Source organism: Stenotrophomonas sp. 107298_Sma (assembly GCF_056480345.1).
In genome coordinates this window covers 4,580,188-4,603,700 of the sequence record NZ_CM151094.1, presented here as the reverse complement: position 1 = coordinate 4,603,700, position 23,513 = coordinate 4,580,188, and the positions used below count along the sequence as shown (strand labels likewise).

Annotated in this window: 18 protein-coding genes; 17 read left to right on the top strand and 1 reads right to left on the bottom strand. The window is 68.3% G+C overall.

Going from position 1 to position 23,513, the window contains the following annotated elements; translation table 11 throughout:
• From ACZK2G_RS21240 to ACZK2G_RS21170, 15 genes are all read left to right on the top strand, one after another.
• Positions 1-552 (top strand): COG4648 family protein, encoded by a 552-nt coding sequence (locus tag ACZK2G_RS21240; RefSeq protein ID WP_046983477.1) that lies wholly within the window; start codon positions 1-3, stop codon positions 550-552.
• Positions 545-2,230, top strand: coding sequence for an ApeI family dehydratase (locus tag ACZK2G_RS21235; RefSeq protein ID WP_478474292.1), 1,686 nt, complete (start codon positions 545-547; stop codon positions 2,228-2,230). Before ACZK2G_RS21240 ends, ACZK2G_RS21235 begins: the two co-directional genes overlap by 8 nt.
• Entirely contained in the window at positions 2,220-2,990 is a 771-nt protein-coding gene (locus ACZK2G_RS21230) for a glycosyltransferase family 2 protein (RefSeq protein ID WP_426354844.1), read from the top strand. Before ACZK2G_RS21235 ends, ACZK2G_RS21230 begins: the two co-directional genes overlap by 11 nt.
• A gap of 1 nt (position 2,991) precedes the next feature.
• A complete protein-coding gene (locus tag ACZK2G_RS21225; protein ID WP_046983480.1) occupies positions 2,992-3,933 on the top strand; it encodes a lysophospholipid acyltransferase family protein in 942 nt (313 codons plus the stop codon).
• A complete protein-coding gene (locus ACZK2G_RS21220) occupies positions 3,923-5,473 on the top strand; it encodes an HAL/PAL/TAL family ammonia-lyase (RefSeq protein WP_478474290.1) in 1,551 nt (516 codons plus the stop codon). Before ACZK2G_RS21225 ends, ACZK2G_RS21220 begins: the two co-directional genes overlap by 11 nt.
• A complete protein-coding gene (locus tag ACZK2G_RS21215; RefSeq protein WP_136639767.1) occupies positions 5,460-5,891 on the top strand; it encodes an acyl-CoA thioesterase in 432 nt (143 codons plus the stop codon). The genes ACZK2G_RS21220 and ACZK2G_RS21215 overlap by 14 nt, the downstream gene beginning before the upstream one ends.
• The gene (locus ACZK2G_RS21210; protein ID WP_136639766.1) at positions 5,888-6,517 is read left to right on the top strand and encodes an outer membrane lipoprotein carrier protein LolA; all 630 of its coding nucleotides are present in this window, start codon (positions 5,888-5,890) and stop codon (positions 6,515-6,517) included. Before ACZK2G_RS21215 ends, ACZK2G_RS21210 begins: the two co-directional genes overlap by 4 nt.
• Positions 6,510-8,864, top strand: a complete 2,355-nt coding sequence (locus ACZK2G_RS21205; RefSeq protein WP_478474289.1) for an MMPL family transporter — start codon at positions 6,510-6,512, stop codon at positions 8,862-8,864. The genes ACZK2G_RS21210 and ACZK2G_RS21205 overlap by 8 nt, the downstream gene beginning before the upstream one ends.
• A gap of 216 nt (positions 8,865-9,080) precedes the next feature.
• Positions 9,081-9,566, top strand: coding sequence for a DUF3261 domain-containing protein (locus tag ACZK2G_RS21200; RefSeq protein WP_258011311.1), 486 nt, complete (start codon positions 9,081-9,083; stop codon positions 9,564-9,566).
• A complete protein-coding gene (locus tag ACZK2G_RS21195) occupies positions 9,566-10,750 on the top strand; it encodes a beta-ketoacyl-ACP synthase (protein WP_295378156.1) in 1,185 nt (394 codons plus the stop codon). The genes ACZK2G_RS21200 and ACZK2G_RS21195 overlap by 1 nt, the downstream gene beginning before the upstream one ends.
• Positions 10,747-11,202: a hotdog family protein gene (locus ACZK2G_RS21190; protein ID WP_295378158.1), complete on the top strand. Its 456-nt coding sequence runs from the start codon at positions 10,747-10,749 to the stop codon at positions 11,200-11,202. The genes ACZK2G_RS21195 and ACZK2G_RS21190 overlap by 4 nt, the downstream gene beginning before the upstream one ends.
• Positions 11,199-11,930, top strand: a complete 732-nt coding sequence (locus ACZK2G_RS21185; protein WP_046983487.1) for a 3-ketoacyl-ACP reductase FabG2 — start codon at positions 11,199-11,201, stop codon at positions 11,928-11,930. Before ACZK2G_RS21190 ends, ACZK2G_RS21185 begins: the two co-directional genes overlap by 4 nt.
• Entirely contained in the window at positions 11,930-13,168 is a 1,239-nt protein-coding gene (locus tag ACZK2G_RS21180; protein WP_046983488.1) for a beta-ketoacyl-ACP synthase, read from the top strand. Before ACZK2G_RS21185 ends, ACZK2G_RS21180 begins: the two co-directional genes overlap by 1 nt.
• Before the next feature lie 163 nt (positions 13,169-13,331).
• The gene (locus ACZK2G_RS21175; RefSeq protein ID WP_012512459.1) at positions 13,332-13,592 is read left to right on the top strand and encodes a YcgL domain-containing protein; all 261 of its coding nucleotides are present in this window, start codon (positions 13,332-13,334) and stop codon (positions 13,590-13,592) included.
• The gene (locus tag ACZK2G_RS21170) at positions 13,585-16,923 is read left to right on the top strand and encodes an ankyrin repeat domain-containing protein (protein ID WP_136639697.1); all 3,339 of its coding nucleotides are present in this window, start codon (positions 13,585-13,587) and stop codon (positions 16,921-16,923) included. Before ACZK2G_RS21175 ends, ACZK2G_RS21170 begins: the two co-directional genes overlap by 8 nt.
• Before the next feature lie 206 nt (positions 16,924-17,129).
• On the opposite strand, the gene ACZK2G_RS21165 is transcribed toward ACZK2G_RS21170, so the two are convergent.
• On the bottom strand, positions 17,130-18,917 hold the full coding sequence (locus tag ACZK2G_RS21165; protein ID WP_046983490.1) for a monovalent cation:proton antiporter-2 (CPA2) family protein: 1,788 nt from the start codon (positions 18,915-18,917) through the stop codon (positions 17,130-17,132).
• Positions 18,918-19,262: 345 nt separating this feature from the next.
• Between ACZK2G_RS21165 and mgtE the strand changes: the two genes are divergently transcribed.
• Both mgtE and ACZK2G_RS21155 read left to right on the top strand, forming a co-directional pair.
• Positions 19,263-20,633, top strand: coding sequence for a magnesium transporter (mgtE, locus tag ACZK2G_RS21160; protein ID WP_478474288.1), 1,371 nt, complete (start codon positions 19,263-19,265; stop codon positions 20,631-20,633).
• Between the two features lie 147 nt (positions 20,634-20,780).
• Positions 20,781-23,507, top strand: a complete 2,727-nt coding sequence (locus ACZK2G_RS21155; protein WP_295378169.1) for a bifunctional acetate--CoA ligase family protein/GNAT family N-acetyltransferase — start codon at positions 20,781-20,783, stop codon at positions 23,505-23,507.
• The last annotated feature ends 6 nt before the right edge of the window (positions 23,508-23,513 follow it).

The following is a 23,513-nucleotide window of genomic DNA, read 5'->3' as shown; positions in this document are numbered from 1 at the left end:
ATGGCACGCGCACGCACGGTGGCGGTGGCTGCGATCTCGTTGGCCTATCCGCTGCTGGTCTATCTGGCGATGGGCCGTTTCGAGCCGCGCTGGTCGTCGCTGCTGCTGTTCGCACTGGCCCTGCTGCGGGCACTCGGCACGCGCCAACCGGTGTGGTGGGGCGCGGCAGCGGGTGCCGGCCTGCTCGCGGTGCTGGCGACGGTACTCAATCAGGCGCTGCCATTGAAGCTGTACCCGGCGCTGGTCAATGCCGTAATGCTGGTCGTGTTTGCCGGCAGCCTTCGATTCGGTCCTCCCGTGGTCGAGCGCCTGGCCCGGTTGCAGGAGCCGGACCTGCCGGCGTCGGCGGTGCCCTATACCCGTCGCGTCACCCAGGTGTGGTGCGGCTTCTTCGTCTTCAACGGCAGCCTGGCCCTGCTTACCGCGCTGTATGCGTCGGACCGGGTCTGGATGCTCTACAACGGATTGCTGGCGTACGTGTTGATGGGAATCCTGTTTGCGGGTGAGTGGCTGGTGCGGCAACGGGTCAGGGCGGTGCACACGCATGGCTGAGTGGATTGCCCTGGACCGGCTGCTGCTGGATGCGCGGCCGCAACGCCCGGTCGGCGTCTGCGACGGTGTGCTGCTCGATCACGCCGGGTTCCGCCGGCGCGTGTTGGCGTGGCGCTCGGCCTTTGCCGCTGCCGAGGGGCGCGACTGGGCCCTCTACTTCGACGATGCCGTGGCCTTCGCCGCAGCGCTGTACGGTGCCTGGCATGCCGGCAAGCGGGTGTTCCTGGCTGCCGACAACCTGCCGGCCACGCTGCAGGCCCTGCAGTCACAGGTGAGTGGTTTTGCCGGCGATGTCTCCACCGACTGCCGCCCGCTGGCGGCGGTGGATGCAGCTGCGGACGGCGCGTTGCGGATGCTGGACGAGCGCGCCTGCGAACTGTGCGTGTTCACCTCCGGCAGCACCGGCCAACCCAGCGCGATCAGCAAGCGCCTGGACCAGCTGGCGCGCGAAGTCGACGCGCTGCAGGCTGCCTTCGGCGCGCAGCTGGAGGGGGTGGAGGTGCATGGTACGGTTTCGCACCAGCACATCTACGGCCTGCTGTTCCGCGTGCTGTGGCCGCTGGCGGCCGGTCGCCTGATCCATCCACGCCGGTTCTTCCATGAAGATCTGGTGGCGGCGCTGTCCGGTACCGATACGATGCTGGTGGCGACTCCGGCCCACCTCAAACGCCTGCCCGAACAGTTGGATTGGGCCAGCCTGCGCGGCCGCCTGCGTGCGGTGTTCTCCTCTGGCGGGCCGTTGCCGGAAGAGGCGGCCCGGCAGGTACGGCAGTGGCTGGGTGTGGCCCCGACCGAGGTCTATGGCAGCAGCGAGACCGGCGGCATTGCCTGGCGGCGCTGGGATACCGATCTGCCGCCGTGGCAGCCGCTGCCGGGCGTGCAGTGGCGGATCGAGGACGATTGCCTGGCCGTGGCATCGCCGCATCTGGAAAACGCCGATTGGTGGCGCACCCAGGACCGCGTCGAAGCGCTGGCCGACGGACGCTTCCGCCTGCTGGGCCGAACCGATCGCATCGTCAAGATCGAAGAGCGGCGCGTCTCGCTGGATGCGCTGGAACGTGCGCTGCGCGAAGACACCGAAGTGGAGGATGCACGCGTGCTGGTGCTGCCGGGCCAACGCGAACAGCTTGCAGCGGTGGTGGTGCCGGTAGATCCCGCGCTGCTGGACGGCGGTGATGCGGCGCGTCGTGCTTTCGGTCAGCGCCTGGGCGCGCGGCTGGCCAACGGCCACGACGCAGTGAGCCGTCCACGTCGCTGGCGACTGGTCCCGTCGCTGCCGTTCAATGCGCAGGGCAAGGTCACCCAGGCAGCGCTGGCGGCACTGTTCCAGCCGCTGATGCCGGTACCGCAGTGGGATCACCGCGATACATCCAGCGCGACATTGCGCATGACCCTCGACCCGGCGCTACGGCCGTTCCAGGGCCACTTCCCGCAGGCAGCTATCCTGCCCGGTGTGGCCCAGTTGGACTGGGCGGTGCGTTTCGGCCGCCAGGCGTTCGCGATGCCGGCGGGTTTCCTGCGCATGGACGCGGTGAAGTTCCAGCACGTGGCCCGCCCGGGTGACGTGCTGACCCTGCAGCTGGACTGGGATGCCGCGCGCAGTGTGCTGGCCTTCCGCTATACCTCCAGCCACGGGATGCACTCGAGCGGAAAAGTGGTGTTTGCCGATGCGGATTGATCCCTCCATTGCCAAAGCCGCGTTCGCGCCATTGGTGGTTATTCCTGTCTACGACCACGAACATGCGATCGCGGCGGTGGTCGACGGCGTGCTGGCATCCGGCCTTCCGTGCCTGCTGGTGGATGACGGCTCACATGACGCATGTGCGGCAGTGCTGCGCTCGCTGGCGCAGCGTCAGGGGGTCGACCTGCTGCGCCTGGACATCAACCAGGGCAAGGGCGGGGCGATGCTGGCCGGTTTCGCCGAGGCCCACGCGCGTGGCTACAGCCACGTGCTGCAGATCGATGCCGATGGCCAGCACGACACCGGAGACCTGCCGCGCTTCATCGAGGCGGCGCGTGCGCATCCGGATGCGGTGATCTGCGGTATCCCGGCCTACGACGCCAGCGTGCCGAAGGCGCGCCTGTACGGCCGCTACGCCACCCACATCTGGGTCTGGATCAATACGCTGTCGCTGCACCTGCGCGACACCATGTGCGGCTTCCGCGTGTACCCGTTGCCACCGGTTCTGCGCCTGATCGGCGAAGAGACCATCGGCCGGCGCATGGATTTCGATACCGAGGTGATCGTGCGCCTGTACTGGCGGCAGGTGCCGGTCGAGCACCTGGCCACGCGCGTGACCTATCCTTCCGATGGCGTGTCGCACTTTGATATGTGGCGCGACAACGTGCGCATCACCCGCATGCACACCCGCCTTTTCTTCGGCATGCTCTGGCGCGCACCGCGCCTGCTGCGCCGCCGCCTGCGAGGACATCGCTGAAATGGCGACCCCGCAGGGTGCCCCGCACTGGGCCGATATCGGTGAATCCACCTCGGTGGCCGGCGTGCTGGTCCTGTACTGGGTGCACCGCTGGTTCGGGCGCTGGCCGTTCCGCATGTGCGTGTGGCCGGTGGTGGCCTGCCACTGGCTGGGCAACCGCGTTGGCCGCGAGGCTTCGATGCAGTATCTGCAGCGGCTGCAGGCCTACAGCGGCGTGCTGGGACGGGTGCCGACCCGGCGCGACAGCCTGCGCCACTTCTTTGCGTTTGCCGACACGATGCTGGACAAGATCCTCGGCATCGGCGGGCGCTATCCGCCCGAACGCATCCACCTGCATCGCACCCCGGTGCTGGAAAGGATCGCGCAGCGCGAAGGCGGGCTGATCCTCACCGCGCACATCGGCTGCCTGGAACTGTGCCAGGTGCTGGCCGAGCGGGTTCCCGGCCTGCGCATCACCGTGCTGGTGCACACCGCGCATGCGCAGCGCTTCAACCGCCTGCTGCGCCGGCTGGATCCGCTGGCAGCGGTGGAGCTTGTGCAGGTCACCGAAATGGGGCCTGCCACGGCAATGATGCTGGCCGACAAGGTCGCCGCCGGCGGTTTCGTGGCCATTGTCGGCGACCGCACGCCGGTCGGCGGCGGGCGCAGCATCAGCGTCGATTTCCTCGGGCAGCGTGCGCCGTTCCCGATTGGTGGTTATGTGCTGGCCGCTGCACTGGGCTGCCCGGTCTACACCATGGCCTGCCTGCATGAGGGCGAAGGTTACCGGGTCGTGTTCGAGCCGTTCGCCGATCGCATCGTGCTGCCACGCGGGTCGCGTGATGCCGCGCTGTCCGGGCAGGTGCAGCGCTACGCGGGTTGGCTCGAACGCCAGGTCATCCAGTCGCCGCTGGACTGGTTCAATTTCTTTCCCTTCTGGGATCAGGCTCCGCATGACGACTGACGCCGTACCCGTGTGTCGCTTTGGCGATGCACCCTTGACCATCGAAGACGTGGTTGCCCTGGCTCAGCGCCGTTGCGAAGCCGCACTGAGCGAGGCGCCGACGTTCCGCGCACACATCCAGCGCGGTGCCGACTTCCTCGACCGCCTGCTGCGCGATGACGGCGTGATCTACGGCGTGACCACCGGCTACGGCGACTCGTGCACGGTCAACATCCCGCCGGCGCTGGTAGCCGAGCTGCCGCACCATCTGTACACCTACCATGGCTGCGGCCTGGGCCGTTACCTGGACCCGGTCGAGACCCGCGCGGTGCTGGCCGCGCGCCTGGCGTCGCTGGTGCGTGGCATGTCCGGTGTCAGCGTACCGCTGCTGGAAGGGCTGGCTACGCTGCTGCAGCACGATGTACTGCCGCTGGTTCCGGCCGAAGGTTCGGTCGGTGCCAGCGGTGACCTGACCCCACTGTCCTACGTGGCGGCGGTGCTGTGTGGCGAGCGCGAGGTGCTGCACGACGGCCGCGTGCAGCCGGCGGCCGACGTGCTGGCGAAGATCGGCATGGCGCCACTGAAGCTGCGGCCGAAGGAAGGCCTGGCGATCATGAACGGCACCGCGGTGATGACCGGCCTGGCCTGCCTGGCCTGGCAGCGCGCCGACTATCTGGCACGCATGGCCACGCGCCTGACCGCCTTCAATGTGCTGGCCAGCGACGGCAACGCGCACCACTTCGACGAAGACCTGTTCGCAGCCAAACCACACCCGGGCCAGATGCGCATTGCTGCGCGCCTGCGCAGCGACCTGCACAGCGAGTGCCCGCCGCGCAATGAACAGCGCCTGCAGGACCGTTACTCGCTGCGCTGCGCGCCGCATGTGATCGGCGTGCTGGAAGACAGCCTGCCGTTCCTGCGCCAGCTGATCGAAACCGAACTGAACAGCGCCAACGACAATCCGCTGATCGATGCCGACGGCGAACGCATCCTGCACGGTGGCCACTTCTACGGAGGCCACATCGCGCTGGCGATGGATACCCTGAAGAACACGGTAGCCAACGTTGCCGACCTGCTCGACCGCCAGCTGGCGCTGGTGGTCGATGCGCGCTACAGCCATGGACTGCCGGCCAACCTGTCGGCCGCCACCGGCCCGCGTGCGGCCATCAACCATGGCCTGAAGGCACTGCAGATCAGCGTTTCGGCGTGGACTGCCGAAGCACTGAAGCAGACAATGCCGGCCAGCGTGTTCTCCCGTTCCACCGAATGCCACAACCAGGACAAGGTCAGCATGGGCACGATCGCTGCGCGCGACTGCCTGCGGGTGATCGAGCTGACCGAACAGGTAGTCGCTGCAATGCTGATTGCCGCTCGCCAGGGCCTGGCGCTGCGCCAACGGGTTGGCCTGAACGCGCAGCTGCGTGGCAGTCTGGCCAACATGTACGCCGACCTGGGGCAGCGCATCGCCCTGGTCGAAGAAGACCGCGCGCTGGATCGCGAACTGCGGGACCTGCTGGTGGAGATCCGCGCGCAACGTTGGGAGCTGTATGCCGGTGAATGAAGCAATCGAACGGATGGCCGAAGTTGCGTTGGCCCCGCCCTTCCATGACTGCGACCCGATGAACGTGGTCTGGCATGGCCATTACTTCAAGTACTTCGAGATCGCGCGTTGTGCACTGCTGGGTCGTTACAACTACGACTACCCGCAGATGCTCGAATCGGGTTACCTCTGGCCGGTGGTCGACGCACGGGTGAAGTATGTGCGCCCGCTGCTGTTCAACCAGCCCCTGCGCGTGGTCGCACGCCTCGTGGAATGGGAGAACCGGCTGAAGATCGACTATGAAATCCTCGATGCGCAGAGCGGCCAGGTGCTGACCCGCGCAATGACCATCCAGGTGGCGGTGGACGCGGCCAGCAGGGAAATGCTGTACCAGTGCCCGCCGGTACTGTGGGAGCGCCTGGGAGTGCCTGCGCCATGAACCGAGCCAACCGTTTTGCGCGTGCGCTGCTGGGCGCGGTGTTGCTGCTGGCCGCACCGCTGGTGCAGGCCGCCGATCCGGCCATCGACGCGATCACCCAGGCGGTGGCGCGGCCGGACGTACTGCGTGGCCAGTTCACGCAGGAAAAGCAGGTCAGCGGCTTCAAGAATCCGTTGCGCTCGCAGGGCCGGTTCGTGGTCGCGCGCCAGCATGGCGTGATCTGGACCACGCTGAAGCCGTTTCCCTCCGAGGTGGTGGTTACTGCCGACCGCATCCTGAGCCGCCAGCGTGACGGCAGCACCCGCGTCGAGCTCGATGCGCGGCAGCAGCCGGCGATGCGCTCGGTGAACGCGATCATGTTCGCGCTGATGAGTGGCGACGTGCAGGCACTGTCCGGCCCGTTCAACGTGACAGTCAGCCGCGAAGGGCAGGGCTGGCGGCTGCAGCTGAGGCCGAAGTCAGCGATGCTGGCCAAGGCGTTCCAGTCGCTGACCCTGCAGGGCGACCGTTACGTGCGCCAGGTCGAGATCGTCGAGGCCAGCAAAGACCGCACGCTGATCCATTTCGACGCGCTCAGCGAGGCTCCGGCCGCGCTCAGCGCAGACGAGGCGCGCCGCTTTGAGTGAGGACGTTGCGTTGAATGCACCGGACCGGTTGCGGCGCTGGTGGCATTGGCTGGGCATCGCCTGGCTGGTGCTGCTGCTGGCGCTGGGCGTGCAGCAGTGGCACCTGTGGAGCCAGCAATCGCGGATCGACACCGACATCCTCGCACTGTTGCCGCAGGACGCGCACGACCGTCTGTTGAGCGACGTCACCCGGCGCATCGCCGATGGCAGTTCGCGGCAGGTGGTGGTGCTGCTGGGCAGCAAGGACGGCGCTGCCGCCAAGCGTGCGCAGGCCGCGTTTGCCGCGGCCATGGCCAAGGACGCCGATCACGCGTTGCTGGTGCCCAGCGGCTCGATCGAAGGCTGGTTCGATGAGGCGCGCGCGTTCTACGCGCCGTACCGCGACCGCCTGCTGACCCCGGCCCAGCGCAAGCAGCTGCAGGGCGGCGAGCCGGGCGCGCTGGCCGAGCAGGCGCTGGCTGCGCTGTATGGCCCGATGGGGGCCCCACGCCTGACCGAGTGGCGACAGGACCCGTTGTCGCTGTGGCCGCAGTGGTGGCAGCAGCAGGCGCAGGGCTCGGGCCTGCGGCTGGGCGATGATGGCCTGCTCGACGCCGAAGGCAGGCACTGGGCTGCACTGCAGTTCGATACGCCGGGTTCGGCGTTCAAGCTCGATGGCGAGCGCCATCTGGATGGATTGCTGGAACGTGCCGGGCAGGCCGCGAAGGCGGCCGCTCCGGATCTGGAGATCCTGCATGCGGGCGTGCCGCTGCATGCCGAAGCTGCGGCGGTGCAGGCCAACCGGGAGATCAATACCATCGGCTGGGGCTCGCTGGCGGCTGTGCTGCTGCTGGTGTGGCTCGCGTTCCGCTCGCTGCGGCCGATCCTGCTGGTGGCCACGTCGCTGCTGATCGGCTGTGGCGTGGCGCTGGCGGTGACCGTGCTGGTGTTCGGCAACGTGCACGTGTTGACCCTGGTGTTCGGTGCATCGCTGGTGGGCGTGGCCGAGGACTATGGCATCCACTGGTTTGCGTCGCGGCAGGCCGAACCGGCTGATCGCCGCTGGAAGCTGCTGCGGCACCTGCTGCCTGGCCTGTGGCTGGCGCTGCTGACCAGTGCGCTGGCCTATCTGGCACTGGGCCTGGCGCCGTTCCCCGGGCTGCGCCAGATGGCGCTGTTCTCGGTGGTCGGCCTGGCGGCCGCGTTCCTGACGGTGATCTTCTGGTTCCCGTGGCTGGATGGTGGTGAGATCCGCCAGACCCGTTTCTCGCAGTGGCTGGGCAGCACGCTGGAGCGCTTCCCGCGTCTGCATGGCCGCCGTCCGGTGACGATGTTCGTGGTGATCACGCTGGCGCTGTCTGCGATCGGCATCGCCCGCCTGCAGAGCAACGATGACCTGCGCAGCCTGCAGTCCTCGCCGCCGGCATTGATGGCACAGCAGATCCGCCTCAGCCAGTTGCTGGGCATGCCCAGCCCGGCGCAGTTCTACCTGGTGCAGGGTGCGGATGCCGCGCAGCTGTTGCAGCGTGAGGAAGCACTGACCGAGCGCCTGCGTGTATTGGCCAACGACAAGCGCATTGGTGGCTACCGCGCGATCAGCGATTGGCTGCCGTCGCCATCGCGCCAGCAGGCCGATGCCGGGCTGACCGCGAAGGTGGAACCGGGTGTGCTGTCTGCCGTGTCGGAGGTGGTCGGTGAACCGCTGCAGCGACCGCAGTTCGCGAACGCACCGCTCACCGCCGAAGCCTTCCTGGCCTCGCCGGCCTCGCAGCCGTTCCGCCACCTGTGGGTGGGCGACGTGGGCGGGCAGATGATCAGCGTGGTGATGGTCGATGACCTGTCGCGTGCCGATGCGCTGGCCACCCTGCAGGGCGCGGCCGAAGGCCTGCCGGGCGTGCGCTGGGTGGACCGCACCGCCGATTTCTCGCAGCTGCTGGGTCACTACCGCAAGCTGATGGGTGGGCTGCTGCTGGTCGGTATCGTGCTGGTGTTCGGCGCGCTGTGGCTGCGCTACCGCCGCCAGGCCTGGCGAGTATTCGCGCCGACGCTCATTGCCGGTGCGCTGACCCTGGGTTTGCTGGGCCTGTTCGGCCAGCCGCTGCAGCTGTTCAACGTACTGGCGCTGATGCTGCTGCTCGGCATGGGCATCGACTACGGCATCTTCCTGATCGAGCACCGTGGCGATGCCAGCGCATGGCTGGCGGTGTGCGTGGGCGCGGCCAGCACCTGGCTGTCGTTCGGCCTTCTGGGGCTGTCGCAGACCCCGGCGCTGCGCGCCTTCGGCCTCACGCTGTTGTTCGGCATCGGCCTGGTCTGGCTGATCTCGCCATTGTTCCGACCGTCACCCCATGCATTGCCGCCGTCCTGAATCGGAGTGCGTGTGCCACAGCCCGACGCTGGCGCGGCGACCACTTCGGGAACATCATCTACCCCCCCTCGACCCGTATCCGGAAGGGCGCTACATGAACAATTCCATCAACAGCGGCTGCCGTACACGTGTGCTGGAGGCCGCGTGCCGCAGCTGATCGTGCGCAGCATTGCAGCGCTGCTGCTGTGCGCGCTGCTGTGCGCCTGCGCCGGGCGCATGCCGAGGCCGCAGGTCGAGCTGCCGCCGCTGCGGTTGGCTCCGTCCAGCCTGCCGACGCCACTGGCGCTGCAGCAGCAGCTGCATTTCCGCTTCGGGCGCCACGAACGTGATCTCGACGCTCTGCTGGAAGCCGATGCGCAGCAGGTGCAGCTGGCGGTGCAGGCCATGGGCCAGACCGGCGTTCGTCTGCGCTGGGATGGCCGGCAGTTGACCGAGCAACGTGCATCGTGGTTGCCGCCGCAGGTTCGCGCGGAGCGTGTGCTGGACGATCTGCAGTTCGCGCTGTGGCCGACGGCCGCGATCGCCGCCGTGCTGCCGGCTGGCTGGCAGGTCGGTGATGACGGCCACCAGCGCAGTCTGTCGCGCGACGGTACGGTGTGGCTGCAGCTGCAGCGCCTGCAGGACGGCAGCCTGCAGCTGGACAACCGCGCAGAAGGCTACGCGCTGCGCATCGAATCGATCGATATGGCTGGACAGGATTGATGGACACTGCCGTTTTCCTCAACGATCTGGGCATTGTCTGCGCGCTGGGTGATGGCCGCGCGGCGGTGGCGGAGGCGATGTTCGCCGAGGTGCCGGGTGGGTTGAGCAACAACGACAGCCTGTTGCCGGGGCGGACCCTGGCGCTGGGGGAGGTGTGCACGCCGCTGCCGTCGCTGGACGAACTCCCGCTGGCCCTGCGCGGGCGCAACAACGCGCTGCTGGCGGTTGCGCTGGCGCAGATCGCGCCTGCGGTGGCCGCGGCCATCGCCCGCTATGGCGCCGAGCGCGTGGCTGTGGTGATGGGGACCAGCACTTCGGGAATTGGTGAAGGTGAGCGGGCCATGTGCTCCCACGCCAGCAACGGTCATTGGCCGGCGGACTACGACTACGCGCAGCAGGAAATGGGAGCCGCCGCGCAGTTCGTGCGGCTGCGCAGTGGTGCGCAGGGCCCGGCATGGACGCTGTCCACGGCATGTTCATCCAGTGCCAAGGCCCTGGCGTCGGCTGCGCGCCTGTTGCGCGCCGGCGTTGTCGATGCGGTCATCGCTGGCGGCTCCGATTCCCTGTGCCGCTTTACCGTGGCGGGTTTCAGCGCGCTTGAGTCGGTGTCCGCGCTACGCTGCAATCCGTTCTCGCAGCATCGATCCGGCATCAACATCGGGGAAGGAGCCGCGCTGTTCCTGCTCACCCGCGAGATCGGTCCGGTGGTTCTTGCGGGCTGGGGTGAATCGTCCGACGCCCACCACATGTCCGCACCCGACCCGCAAGGCCAGGGCGCCATCGATGCGCTGCAACAGGCACTGAAGCGCGCTGGCTGGTCGCCCACTGATGTCGATTACGTGAACCTGCATGGCACCGCCACCGACCACAACGATGCCATGGAAAGCCTGGCGGTTTCGGAGGTGCTCGGTACCGGTGTACCGGCCAGCTCGACCAAGCCGCTCACCGGGCATACGCTCGGCGCCTCCGGCGCGATCGAGGCGGCATTGTGCTGGATGATGCTGGCCGAGAACCCGCTGCAGCGGCTGCCACCGCACTGGTGGGATGGCGCCGTGGATGAGGCGCTGCCGGAACTGTCACTGGTGGCGCCGGGCACCCGCCTGGCACGGCCGCTGCGACGGATACTGAGCAACTCGTTTGCCTTCGGCGGCAGCAATGCGGTGTTGGCACTGGAACGCCGATGAATCCTCTCTACGCGATCGAGGAGGTGGTGCCGCATCGCCAGGATATGTGCCTGCTGCAGCGGATACTGCGATGGGACCAGGACAGCATCGAGGCCGAACTGGTGGTACCCGCGAGGGGCTTGTTCATCCAAGACGGCGAAATGCCGGCCTGGATCGGCATTGAGTACATGGCACAGGCAATTGCCGCCTGGGCAGGTTGCCGCGCGCGCGCGGCCGGCAGCACGCCGCAGTTGGGGTTCCTGCTGGGCAGCCGGCGCTACAGCAGCCAGCGTAGTGGTTTCCCCAGTGGCTCCAGGCTGCGCGTGCAGGCGCGTCGTGAACTGCTGGGCGACAATGGGCTGGGGTTGTTCGCCTGCCGGATCCTGGCGGGCGAGGAAGAATGGGCGGTTGCCAACGTGTCGGTGTACGAACCGGCCGACGCGAAGGCCTATCTGGAGAGTGGACAGGCATGACCGGGAATCGATGCGTGTTGGTGACGGGCGCCAGCCGGGGGATCGGCCGCGCCATTGCGCTACGTGTTGCCCACGATGGATTCGACGTGGCGGTGCATTGCCGCAGCCGGGTGGAGGAGGCACAGGCCGTTGTGGCCGAGATCCAGGCACTGGGCGTGCAGGCGCGCGTGCTCACCTTCGACGTGTCCAATCGTGATGCCGCGCGCGCGGCGCTGGAGGCCGACGTGGACGCGCACGGCGCGTATTACGGCGTGGTCTGCAATGCGGGCATCGCCCGTGACGGCGCTTTCCCGGCGTTGTCGTCGGAGGATTGGGACCAGGTCATCCACACCAACCTGGATGGCTTCTACAACGTGCTGCATCCGTTGATCATGCCGATGGTGCGGCGGCGCAAACCAGGCCGCATCGTCACCCTGTCGTCGGTGTCCGGCATTGCCGGCAACCGTGGCCAGGTCAACTACAGTGCGGCCAAGGCCGGCATCATCGGCGCCAGCAAGGCCCTCGCACTGGAGCTGGCCAGCCGCCAGATCACGGTCAACTGCGTGGCTCCGGGCCTGATCGAGACGGAGATGCTCAGCGAGGACGTGGTGGCGCATGCCCTGAAACTGATTCCTGCCGGCCGCATCGGCCGTCCCGATGAAGTGGCGGCGACGGTGGCCTTCCTGCTGTCCGAGCCGGCCGGCTACATCACCCGGCAGGTGATTTCGGTCAACGGAGGCATGCTCTGATGGCCACCGATCATCGCGTGGTGGTGACCGGTGCCGCGGCCATCAGTCCGCTTGGCCACGACTGGCCGACCATCCACGCGCAGCTGCGCAGCGGCCGCAACGCTGTGCGCGCAATGCCCGAGTGGGATGTCTATGCCGGGCTGAACACCAAACTGGCCGCACCGGCGCAGCCATTCGAGTTGCCGCCGACCTACAACCGTAAAAGCACCCGTTCGATGGGCAAGGTGGCGATCATGTCGGTGCGTGCCACCGAAATCGCGCTTTGCGAAGCTGGACTGATTGATCATCCGGTGCTGCGTAGCGGGCGCACCGGGGTGGCCTATGGCTCCTCCTCCGGCAGTCATGAGGCCATCGGCGAACTCGGCCGCATGCTCAACGAGTTCACCACCGAAGGCATCAGCGCCACCACCTACCTGAAGATGATGAGCCACACCGCGCCGGTCAACATCGGTGTGTTCTTCGGCCTGTCCGGGCGCGTCTACACCACGTCCAGTGCCTGTACGTCCGGCAGCCAGGGCGTCGGCGCGGCCTATGAGGCGATCCGCAGCGGCAAGCAGACGGTGATGGTGGCCGGCGGCGCCGAGCAGCTGGACGCCGCCGCGGCTGCCGTGTTCGATACCCTGTTCGCGACCAGCGTGCAGAACGACGCCCCGCAGTCGACGCCACGTCCCTTCGATGCCGGCCGCGACGGCCTGGTGCTGGGCGAGGGCGCCTGCACCCTGATCCTGGAGGAACTGGGCCACGCGCAGGCTCGCGGCGCGACCATCCTCGCCGAAGTGGTGGGCTACGGCACCAACAGCGACGGCCAGCACGTCACCCAGCCCAGTGCCGACACCATGGCCCAGGCCATGCGACTGGCGCTGGAGGATGCCGGACTGGATGCGGCGCAGATCGACTACGTCAACGCCCACGGCACCGCGACCGATCACGGCGACATCGCCGAAACCCAGGCCACCGCGCAGGTGTTCGGCCCACGGATGCCGATCAGTTCGCTGAAGAGCTACGTCGGCCACATGCTGGGCGCCTGCGGTGCATTCGAGGCCTGGGTGAGCATCGAGATGATGCGTGCCGGCTGGTTTGCCCCGACCCTGAACCTGGTGGAGGTCGATCCGCGCTGCGGCCAGCTGGACTTCATCACCGGTCAGGGCCGCGAACTCCAGGCCGAGTATGTGATGAGCAACAATTTCGCTTTCGGCGGCATCAACACCTCCCTGGTGTTCCGCCGCTGGAGCGAGTGATCCTGCAGTCGGCAACGGTGCGTGTGGCTGAACGCCGCCGCCACATTGCTGAATCCCGTCGGGGAAACGCCGTCAATCACGCCGCCATCGTCGGCTGACGGCTTTCCCCGGTGTCGGCTTTCCGACACAATCATGGCTCTTCCCGGGTTATCGTCCCGCGGACATGCACGCCTACGTCTATAAAAGCCAACTCAAGCCAGACACCTACGTCTACGTCCCCCGACGCGATGATTTCAGCGCGCTGCCCGCGCCGCTGCTCACCTCGCTGGGGGCGCTCACCTTCGTCCTGGACGTGGCCCTGGAGGCCCGGCGCCGCCTGGCCCAGGCTGATCCGGACAAGGTCCGCAGCGAAATGAACGAACGTGGTTTCTACCTGCAGGTGCCGCCGTCGGTGTCCAGCCTGATGCCGCGACACTATGACTGACGCCTCCCGTCCACGCGTCCTGTCGATCGTCTTTGCCGTGGCTGCCGTGCTGGCGCTGGGTGCCGCTGTGGGCGGCATTCCGGGGGCCATCCTTGCCGCACTGGCGCAACCGGCGTTCGCGCTGGGCGTGTCCTGGTGGCGGCGCAGCCGCGCGCTGCTGCCACTGAAGGTGGTCGCGCGGCAGGACCTGCCCGCGCTGTTGGCGCTGTGGGCTGCCGCACCGCTGCTGCTGGCGCTGCTGCTGGCCTGGCCGCTGGCGGCGCTGCGCGATAGTGGCAGCCTGGCCGCAGTGCTGGGCCTGAGCGTGCTGGTCAGTGCAGGCCTGCTGGCGGCCTGGCGTACCTGGCCGTTGTGGAACGACGTTGAACGGCTTGATGGCAGCCTGGCCCAGCATTGGCAGGCACTGGCCGGGCGCGACCTGACCGCCTGGCGCGGCCTCGGTGTGGCCGCGCTGGTGATTGCCCTGGCGGCACTGGTGGTACTGCCGGCCTGGCCGGACCTGCTGCCGGAAAGCGCGCGTTGGCCCGCCGCACTGGCAGTGCTGGTGCTGTCGCCGCTGCTGCACCTGTTGTTGCAACGGGTGGCGCCGGCGCCGTTGGTGTCACTGCGTGCGAGCCCGTTGGCCACGACCAGCAGCGAGTACGAACCGATGTTCTCCGCCGCGGTCGAAACCGTGCCGCTTGAGGCGATGGCGCCGCAGGAGCTGACTCCGGCGCTGTATGAAGCCGCGCGCCACGGCCGCATCGACCGTGGCCTGCAGCTGCTGCAGGCCGGCGCCGATCCCTATGCGCTGCCGGACCCGAACTGGCGCGACCAGCGCAGCCTGGCGGTGCTGGCCGCGGTGCTGCCGGACCTGCGCCTGCTGCGCGAACTGATCGCCCGAGGCGTCGACGTGAACGCGCCGCACCGGGGCATGACCCCGCTGCTGGCCGCCACCCGTGACAGCTGGCACGGCCGCCCGGAAGCGGTGATGACCCTGCTCGCCAACGGCGCCGACTCGCGTGCCATCGACAGCGATGGCAACACCCCGCTGCATCATGCCGCGCGCAGTTCCGACCCGGGCGTGGCCGCGCTGCTGCGCGATGCCGCCGCCGAAGTGGATGCGCTGAACAGTGACGGATGGTCGCCGCTTGCGGTGGCCTGCCAGGTCGGCAACTGGCGCCTGGCCCGCTTCCTGCTGGAGCGCGGTGCGCGCAGCGAACCGGCCGAAGGTACGCCGGTGCTGCTGGCCGCCGCCGCCACCGAAGACGATGATCCGGCCGGAGTGCAGCTGCTGCTGAAGCACAAGGCCCGGGCCGATGCCCGTGACCGCCAGCGCCGCAGTGCGCTGCATGAGGCGGCACTGGCCGGCCACGTCGAGATCATCGGCGTGCTGCTGGGCGCTGGCGCCAACCTGGAAGCGCGCGACGCGCTCGGTCGCACGCCGTGGCTGGAAGCGGCCCGCGCCGGCCGCGCCGGTGTGATGGAACATCTGCTGCCGCACAAGCCCGACCTGGTCGCGGTGGACGGCGAAGGCCGCAATGCGGTGCAGCTGGCCGTCATGGCCGAGGATGTCTCGCCGCTGCTGATCAAGCGCCTGGTCGATCTGGGCATTGCCGCCGATGCCACCGATCCGGTCGGCCGCCGTGCGGTGGACTACGCCGCCGAAGCCGGCCGCTGGGCGATCGTGGCGCTGCTGGATCCGTCCTATCCGTTGCCGGCGGCGGTCAGCGATGGTCTGGCCGAGCGCGGCGAAGCGGCCACGGCCAGCGGCCTGCTGCCGGACCGTCCGCCGTTGACCCTGCTGCGCGAGGCGCTGGGCTTCGGCAACACCGACGGCATGGCCGCGCTGGCCAAGCTGTGCCAGCCGGAAGAGCTGGGCGGGCTGCTGCTCGACCCCGAACTGGCGCTGGAGCCGGCCGCGGTCGATTGGCTGCTGGCCCACGGTGCGGATCCCTATGTGCGCGACGCCTGCTCCGATACGCCGATGTTCGCGCTGCTGTCGCGCGGCATCGATGCAGTGCCTGCGCTGCAGGTGATGCTGCAGCGTGGCCTGTCACCGGCCGGCCGCGGTGGCCTGGCGCGCTTCCTTGCCGCCTGCGCGCAGCACGACCAGGCCGCCCGTGGCTTGGAACAGCTGGCGCTGGAACTGCTGGAACGTGGCGCCGATCCGTTCGCGGCTTCGCCGGCGGGCGATCCGCCGTTGTCGCTGGCGGTGCGTCTGGGCTGGCTGCGCCTGCAGCAGGCCCTGCTCAAAGCCGGGGTCGACCGCGAAGCGCGCGACAGCCACGGCATGACCGCTTTGCACCTGGCCACCGCACTGGCCCGCGAAGGCGCACTGAAGCTGCTGGTGCAGCACGGTGCCTCGCCGGAAGCACGGGCGGCCGACGGACAGACGCCGCTGGGCGTGGCGCTGTCGATCGGTCGTCGTGATCTGGCCGACTGGCTGGACTGGCGGGTGTGGCCGTTGCCGCGCCGCACCCTGCGCGAGGCCGACCTTCCGGCCGCTGCGATGGCCGGTGACGTCGATGCGGTGCGCCGCCTGATCGATCTCGGGTTCGCCGTCGACGCGGTCGATGCACAGGGCTGCACCGCGCTGCTGCGTGCGGCCGGTGGTGGCCATCTGGCGGTGACCGACCTGCTGCTGGCACGTGGTGCCGATCCGCAGCACGCCGCTGCCAGTGGCGCGACGCCGCTGTCGGCTGCGGTCAGCATGCGCCAGGTGGACATCGTTTCGGCCCTGCTCGACGCCGGCGCCAAGCTGGAACACCGCCTGCCGGGCGGGGTGACCGTGCTGATGCTGGCCTCGGCGCTGGGCCTGCCGGACATCGTCGCGCGCCTGCTCACCGCTGGTGCCGACGTGCATGCCGGTGACGCGCAGCAGCTGGGCCCGCTGCATTGCGCGGCGCTGTACGGCTTCAGTGCCCGCGACCGCTCGCGCCTGCTGGCCCTGCTCGACACCCTGCTGCTGGCCGGTGCCGAACCGGACCAGGCTGCGGCGGGCTCGGTCACGCCGCTGCTGCTGCTGCTGGGCGCACGCGCCGAACCGGGTACCGCGTGCGACGAGCAGGTCGTGATGGCCGCGGTGGAGCGCCTGCTGGACGAGGAAGTGAGCCTGGAGGTGCGTGATCCGCGTGGCTTCGGCCCGCTGCACCTGGCCGCTCTGCATGGACTGCCGCTGCTGGTGCAGCGCCTGTTGCGTGCCGGTGCCGATCCGGAAGTACGCGACAGCCTCAACCGCAGCCCGCGCGAGATCGCGGTGATGCGTGGCTTCATCGACGTTGCCGGTGAGTTTGAACCGCGCGTGCCGGGCGTCTCGTCGATGGCGCGGTTCCTGCGCGACAACGGCTGATCAGGCCGGGGTCGGATCCCTTTCCAGCGGAAAGAGCTCTGACCCCAACACCGTGCTGCCGGAATCTGCAGTGGGTAGTGCCGGCCGCTGGCCGGCAGCCCCATGAAACCTCCCGGGATCCAGAGGCTGCCGGCCAGCGGCCGGCACTACCGGGTCCGCCATCCATCGGGTGGGTGCCGACCGTTGGTCGGCACACCGGCTGGCTGTCACCGCTCCTTGTCGCCGTCGCTTTCCGCGTCGGCTTCAAACAGGTGCATCAGGTCGTTGCGTGCATCGCGCGAGGTCTGGATCACTGCAGCCTCGTCGTCGTACACCAGATACTGGTCGCGCAGCAGCTGCTCGTCGTGCTCGCGGAAGCGCTGCACGTGGCGTTCAGCCACGTCCGCCGCCACGCCCAGCGCGGTCAGCACGCGGCCACTCATTTCCAGGCTGGTGCCGAACACTTCGCGGAACGGCTCGGCCGACATGTCCATCAGGCGCCACGCGTGCTGGCGGTTACGTGCGCGCGCCAGCACCTTTGCGTCCGGATACAGCCGGCGCACCATGCGCACCGCACGCAGGTTGGTCTCCGGGTCATCCACGGTGATCACGAACACATCAATGTGTTCGCCGCCGGCTGCGCGCAGCATCTCCGGCCGGGTCGGGTCGCCGTAATACAGCTGGTTGCCGAAGCGGCGCAGGTCGGCCACGGTATCCGGGTTCGCTTCCAGTGCCACGAACGGCACCTTCTGCGCGGTCAACAGGCGCGCGATCACCTGGCCAAAGCGGCCCATGCCGGCAATCAGCACCTTCGGCCGGTTGTCCGGCGCCACCTTGTCGGCCTCGGCCGCCTCGCGCGGCGCCGCCTTCTCCTGGCCGAGCAGCTTGAGCAGCGCGATCATCAGCAGTGGCGTGATCGCCATCGACAGGCCGACGATCGCCACCAGACGGTCATGGTTGGCGTTGCCCAGCAGGTGCGCGCGCTGCGCTTCGTTGAACACCACGAAGGCGAACTCGCCGCCCAGCCACAGCACGCTGCCCAGCAGCAGCGAGTGCCGTGAACTGAGCTTTGCGATGCGCCCGATCACGTACAGCAGGCTGAACTTGACCACCAGCAGGATCGCCACGCCGGCGGCGATCAGCCACGGCTCGGCAACGATGCGGTCCAGGTCGATGCCCATGCCAACTGCAATGAAGAACAGGCCCAGCAGCAGGCCCTTGAACGGCTCGATCTGCGCTTCCAGCTCATGCCGGAACTCCGAATCGGACAGCAGTACGCCAGCCAGGAACGCGCCCAGGCTGGGGCTGAGACCGGCCTCCTGCATGAACCAGGCGGTACCCAGCACCACCAGCAGGGCAGTGGCAGTGAATACTTCCGGGCTGCGGGTGCGCGCGATGATGCCGAACACCCTGCGCAGCACCGGCCGCCCGCACAGGATCACCACCGCCAGTGCACCCAGCGCCACGGCCGCATCTTCCCAGCGCAGCGTCTCGTTCTTCACCCCGCCCAGCAGCGGGATGGCCGCCAGCAGCGGAATCGCGATCAGGTCCTGGAACAGCAGGATGGCAAAGCCCAGGCGGCCGTGGTCGCTGTTGATCGCCTTGTGCTCTGACAGCAGCTGCAGGCCCACCGCAGTGGATGACAGCGCCAGCGCCACGCCCACCACCAGCGCGCTTTTCCACTGGAAGTGGTCGAGCAGCAGCAGGCCGCCCAGCACCAGCCCGGACAGCGCCACCTGCGCCGCACCGGCACCGAATACCGAGCGCCGCATCACCTTCAGGCGCGCGGGCGACAGCTCCAGCCCGATCACGAACAGCAGCATCACCACGCCGATCTCGGCGGCGCCGAGGATACGGTCGGCATCCTGCACGAAGCCCAGCCCGTCCGGGCCCAGTACCACGCCGGCCGCCAGGTAGCCCAGCACCGCGCCGAAGCCGAATTTCTTGAACACCGGCACGGCGATGACCGCCGCCAGCAGCAGCACCAAGGCCAGTTCCAGACCACCGCTATGCATGGGAATACCTGGTCATCGGGAAGCTGCTGCGCGTCCGTTCGGGTAGGAAAAGCGTGGCGAGCGCCACCCCTCCATTATGCGCGCCGCTCCGTACAGGCACGAGAACGACCTGCGGGGCGGGGCCGGGCCATGCCGCGCGGCACGGGTTGACCTGCAATGCCACCGGGTCCAGACTGCCCGCCGCTGGCGGCGCGTCTGCCAGCACACGCATCCCGGAGTCCCCAACCCATGTCCAGCGACAGTAGAAGTCGACCTCGTTCGACGCCAGTGATGGCCACCGCCTGACATCGGGACGGTTTGCCTGCGTTGGCGTTGCGCGAGGTCGCACCCCCACAAGGCAATCCGATGAACCAGAAGCAATTGCTGCGCCCGGTGGCCGATGCCGCCGCACTGGCCGCACCCCTGGCGAACTACAACACCGCCGACGCGGTGGAATTCCTCAATACGCTGGAACTGACGCGCGCCGCGGAAACGCTGGCGGCGCTGTCATTGCCGCGTGCGGTGAAGATGCTCGAAGCACCGGAGCTGCACCGCAGTGGCGAGCTGGTGGCGGCACTGCCGCCGGCCCGTGCCGCGGCCCTGCTGGGGTTGATGGCCGACGACCGCGCCACCGACATCGTCCACGAGCTGGACGAAGAAGAACGCGCGCGGCTGATCCCGCTGCTCGGCACCGATGCCCGCCAGGCCATCCAGAAGCTGCTCAGCTACCCGCCGAACACCGCCGGCGCGCTGATGACCACCGAGTACGTGGCGGTACCCGCCAGCTGGACCGTTGCGCAGACTCTGCAGCACATTCGCCAGGTCGAGCGCACCCGCGAGACGGTGTACGCGATCTACGTGCTGGACCCGGCCAGCCAGCAACTGCAGCAGGTGGTGACCATGCGCCGGCTGATCACCGGCCTGCCCGAGGAGTCGATCCTGGACGTGGCCCAGGTCAATCCGCCGGTGACGGTGGATGCGCTGATGGACCAGGAGGAAGTGGCGCGGCTGATCCGCCGCCACGATCTGCTGGCGATTCCGGTGGTCGACGCGCAGCAGCAGATGCTTGGCATCGTCACCGTAGACGACGTGCTCGATGCGCTGATCGAAGAGTCCACCGAAGACGCGCACAAGTTCGGCGGCATGGAAGCACTGGACAAGCCGTACATGCAGATCGGCTTCTTCGAGATGCTGCGCAAGCGCGCCGGCTGGCTGAGCGTGCTGTTCCTGGGTGAGATGCTGACCGCCAGCGCGATGCAGCACTACGAGGATGAACTGGCGCGCGCGGTGGTGCTGACCCTGTTCATTCCGCTGATCATGAGTTCGGGCGGCAACTCCGGCTCGCAGGCCACCTCGCTGCTGATCCGCAGCCTGGCGCTGCGCGAACTGCGCCTGCGCGACTGGTGGAAGGTGGCCCTGCGCGAAGTGCCCACCGGCATGGTGCTCGGCGCCATCCTCGGTTGCCTGGCCATCGTACGCATCGTCATCTGGCAGCTGGGTGGCCTGCACGACTACGGCGAGCACTGGATCCTGCTGGCGATCACCATCGGTGCCGCGCTGGTCGGCATCGTTACCTTCGGTTCGCTGTCCGGCTCGATGCTGCCCTTCATCCTCAAGCGGCTGGGCTTCGATCCCGCAAGCGCCTCGGCCCCGTTCGTGGCCACCCTGGTGGACGTGACCGGCCTGGTGATCTATTTCAGCATCGCCGCGATGATCCTGCACGGCACGGTGCTGTAGGCCGGAACCACCGCGCTCTGGCAGGTGCTGACCTTGGTCGGCACGCAGGGGACAGAACCCTTCTCTGCGCGAAGGAATCCGACCCCGGAGAAGGGGGACTTGCGCTGGATCATGCGCCTGGCGCGCCGGTGCGTGTACCGTAGGCGCATGAGTACCTACCACCTGCAGTCTGTGTTCCGTCCGCAGTCGGTCGCGGTGATCGGCGGCAGCCCACGTGAGCGCTCGGCCGGCCGCGCGGTGATGCGCAACCTGCGCGGCACCGGCTTCCCCGGCAAGGTGGCGTGGATCAACCCGCGGCACGCCGAGATCGATGGCATCCGCACGGTCAAGCGGTTGAAGGACCTGGACTGGGTGCCCGAGCTGGTGGTGATCACCGCCCCGGCGGCGATCGTGCCGCAGGTGGTACGCACCGCCGCCGAGCGCGGCGTGCAGTCGGCGATCATCCTGACCGCGCACCTCGGCGAAGGCCCGGGCTCGTTGTCGGCACAGGTTGAAGCGGTCGCGCGCAAGCATGGCCTACGCATCCTCGGCCCGCACTGCCTGGGCGTGATCGCTCCCCATGCACGGCTCAATGCCAGCATCGCCGCGCATTTCCCGCAGGCCGGCGACCTCGCCCTGATCTCCGAGTCCTCGGCCATTGCCGCCGCGCTGGTGGAATGGGGCGTGGCGCGTTCGGTCGGCTTCTCCGCCGTGGTGTCGTTGGGCGACACATTGGATGTGGATTTCGGCGACCTGCTCGATTACTTCGCCACCGACTACCGTACCCGCGCCATCCTGCTCTACGTGGAGCAGATCAAGGACGCGCGCAAGTTCATGTCGGCTGCGCGTGCCGCCGCTCGTGCCAAGCCGGTGGTGGTGGTGAAGTCCGGCCGCGCCGAGCGTGTGCAGCCGGGCAGCCGCGATACCCATGTGCAGGCGCTGGCCCGTGCCGACGATGTCTACGGAGCGGCGTTCAACCGTGCCGGCCTGCTGCGCGTGAGCGCGCTGGATGAGCTGTTCACCGCCGCCGAGTCGCTGGGACGGCTGGGGACGTTCCCGGGCCGCCGCTTGGCCATCCTCAGCAACGGTGGCGGCGTTGGGCGCCTTGCCGTGGACCAGCTGATCGCATTGCGTGGCACGCTGGCCAACCTGTCTGACAGCACGGTGGAGAAACTCGACGCGGTGCTGCCGCAGGGCTGGTCGCGCAGCAATCCGGTCGACATCGTGGTTGACGCGGATGGTGATCGCTATGCCGCGGCCATCGAAGCGCTGCTGGCCGACAACGAGAACGACGCGGTGATGGTGGTCAATGTGCCGACCGCATTCACCTCGTCGGCCGACGCCGCACAAGCACTGACCCGCACGCTGGGCCTGCGCCCGCGCCAACACCGCGACAAGCCGGTGTTCGCTGTGTGGCTGGGCAACGATGACCAGGCAACCGCCACGCTCAACGCGGCGCGGGTGCCGACCTATCCGACCGAGGCGGAGGCAGTACGTGGCTTCCAGCATCTGGTGCGTTACCGCGAAGCGCAGAACGCGCTGATGGAAACACCGCCCAGCCTGCCGCAGGACTTCAGCGTGGATGCGGCGGCCGCACGCGCGCTGGTTGATGCCGCGCTGGCCAACGGCCAGCAGTGGCTGGACCCGCTGGCCACGCATGAACTGCTGAAGGCCTACGGCATTCCTTCCGCGCCGGTGATGCATGCACGCGATGCGCACGAGGCGATGGACCTGGCACAGCCGCTGCTGGAACGCGGTGCCACGGTCGCACTGAAGATTCTGTCGCCGGATATTCCGCACAAGTCCGAAGTGGATGGTGTACGCCTGAACCTGGCGACGCTGCCGGCGGTGCAGAGTGCGGCCCATACGATCCTGTCGCGCGCACGCCAGCTGCGGCCGGATGCGCGCATCGATGGCCTGCTGGTACAGCCGACCATCGTTCGCCCGAAGGCGCGCGAGATCATCGTCGGTATCGCTGATGACGCGACGTTCGGCCCGGTAATCGTGGTCGGACGTGGTGGTACCGCAGTCGAAGTGATCAACGACAAGGCACTGGCGCTGCCGCCATTGGACCTGCGCCTGGCCCATGAACTGATCGGCCAGACCCGCGCCTCGCGCATCCTCAAGGCCTATGGTGATGTGCCCGCCGCCGATGAGCGCGCACTGGCGCTGGCGCTGGTGAAGCTGGCGCAGCTGGCCGCCGACATCCCCGAAGTGCGTACGCTGGACATCAACCCGCTGCTGGTCGACAGCAAGGGCATCCTCGCCCTCGACGCACGCGTGGCGGTGGCGCCGTCGCGCATCCTGCACAAAGGCCGTGGCCATCCGCGCTTCTCGGTGTTCCCGTACCCGAAGGAGTGGGAGCGCACCATCGAGCTGTCAGACGGTGGCCGTGCCTTCGTGCGCCCAGTGCGGCCGGAAGACGATGCGCTGTTCCGTGCGTTCTTCGCCCGCGTCAGCGACGAGGACCTGCGCCTGCGTTTCTTCCAGTCGGTGAAGCACTTCAGCCACGAGTTCATCGCGCGCCTGACCCAGCTCGACTACGCACGCTCGATCGCGCTGGTGGCGATCGAACCGCGCAGCGGCGAAATGCTGGGCGCGGTGCGGCTGCATGCCGACGCCGACTACCACCGCGGCGAGTACGGCATCCTGATCCGCTCGGACCTGAAAGGCCACGGCATCGGCTGGCGCCTGATGGCGATCATGATCGAGTACGCCAAGTGGCTGGGCCTGGACGTGGTCGAAGGCCAGGTGCTGCGCGAGAACAGCACCATGCTGGCGATGTGCCAGAGCCTGGGCTTCAAGACCAAACTCGATCCGGACGACCCGACGGTGATGATGGTGACCCTGCCGGTGCAGCAGGTTGAGGTGCCCGAAGTGCCGCCGGCGGCGTGATCCGCG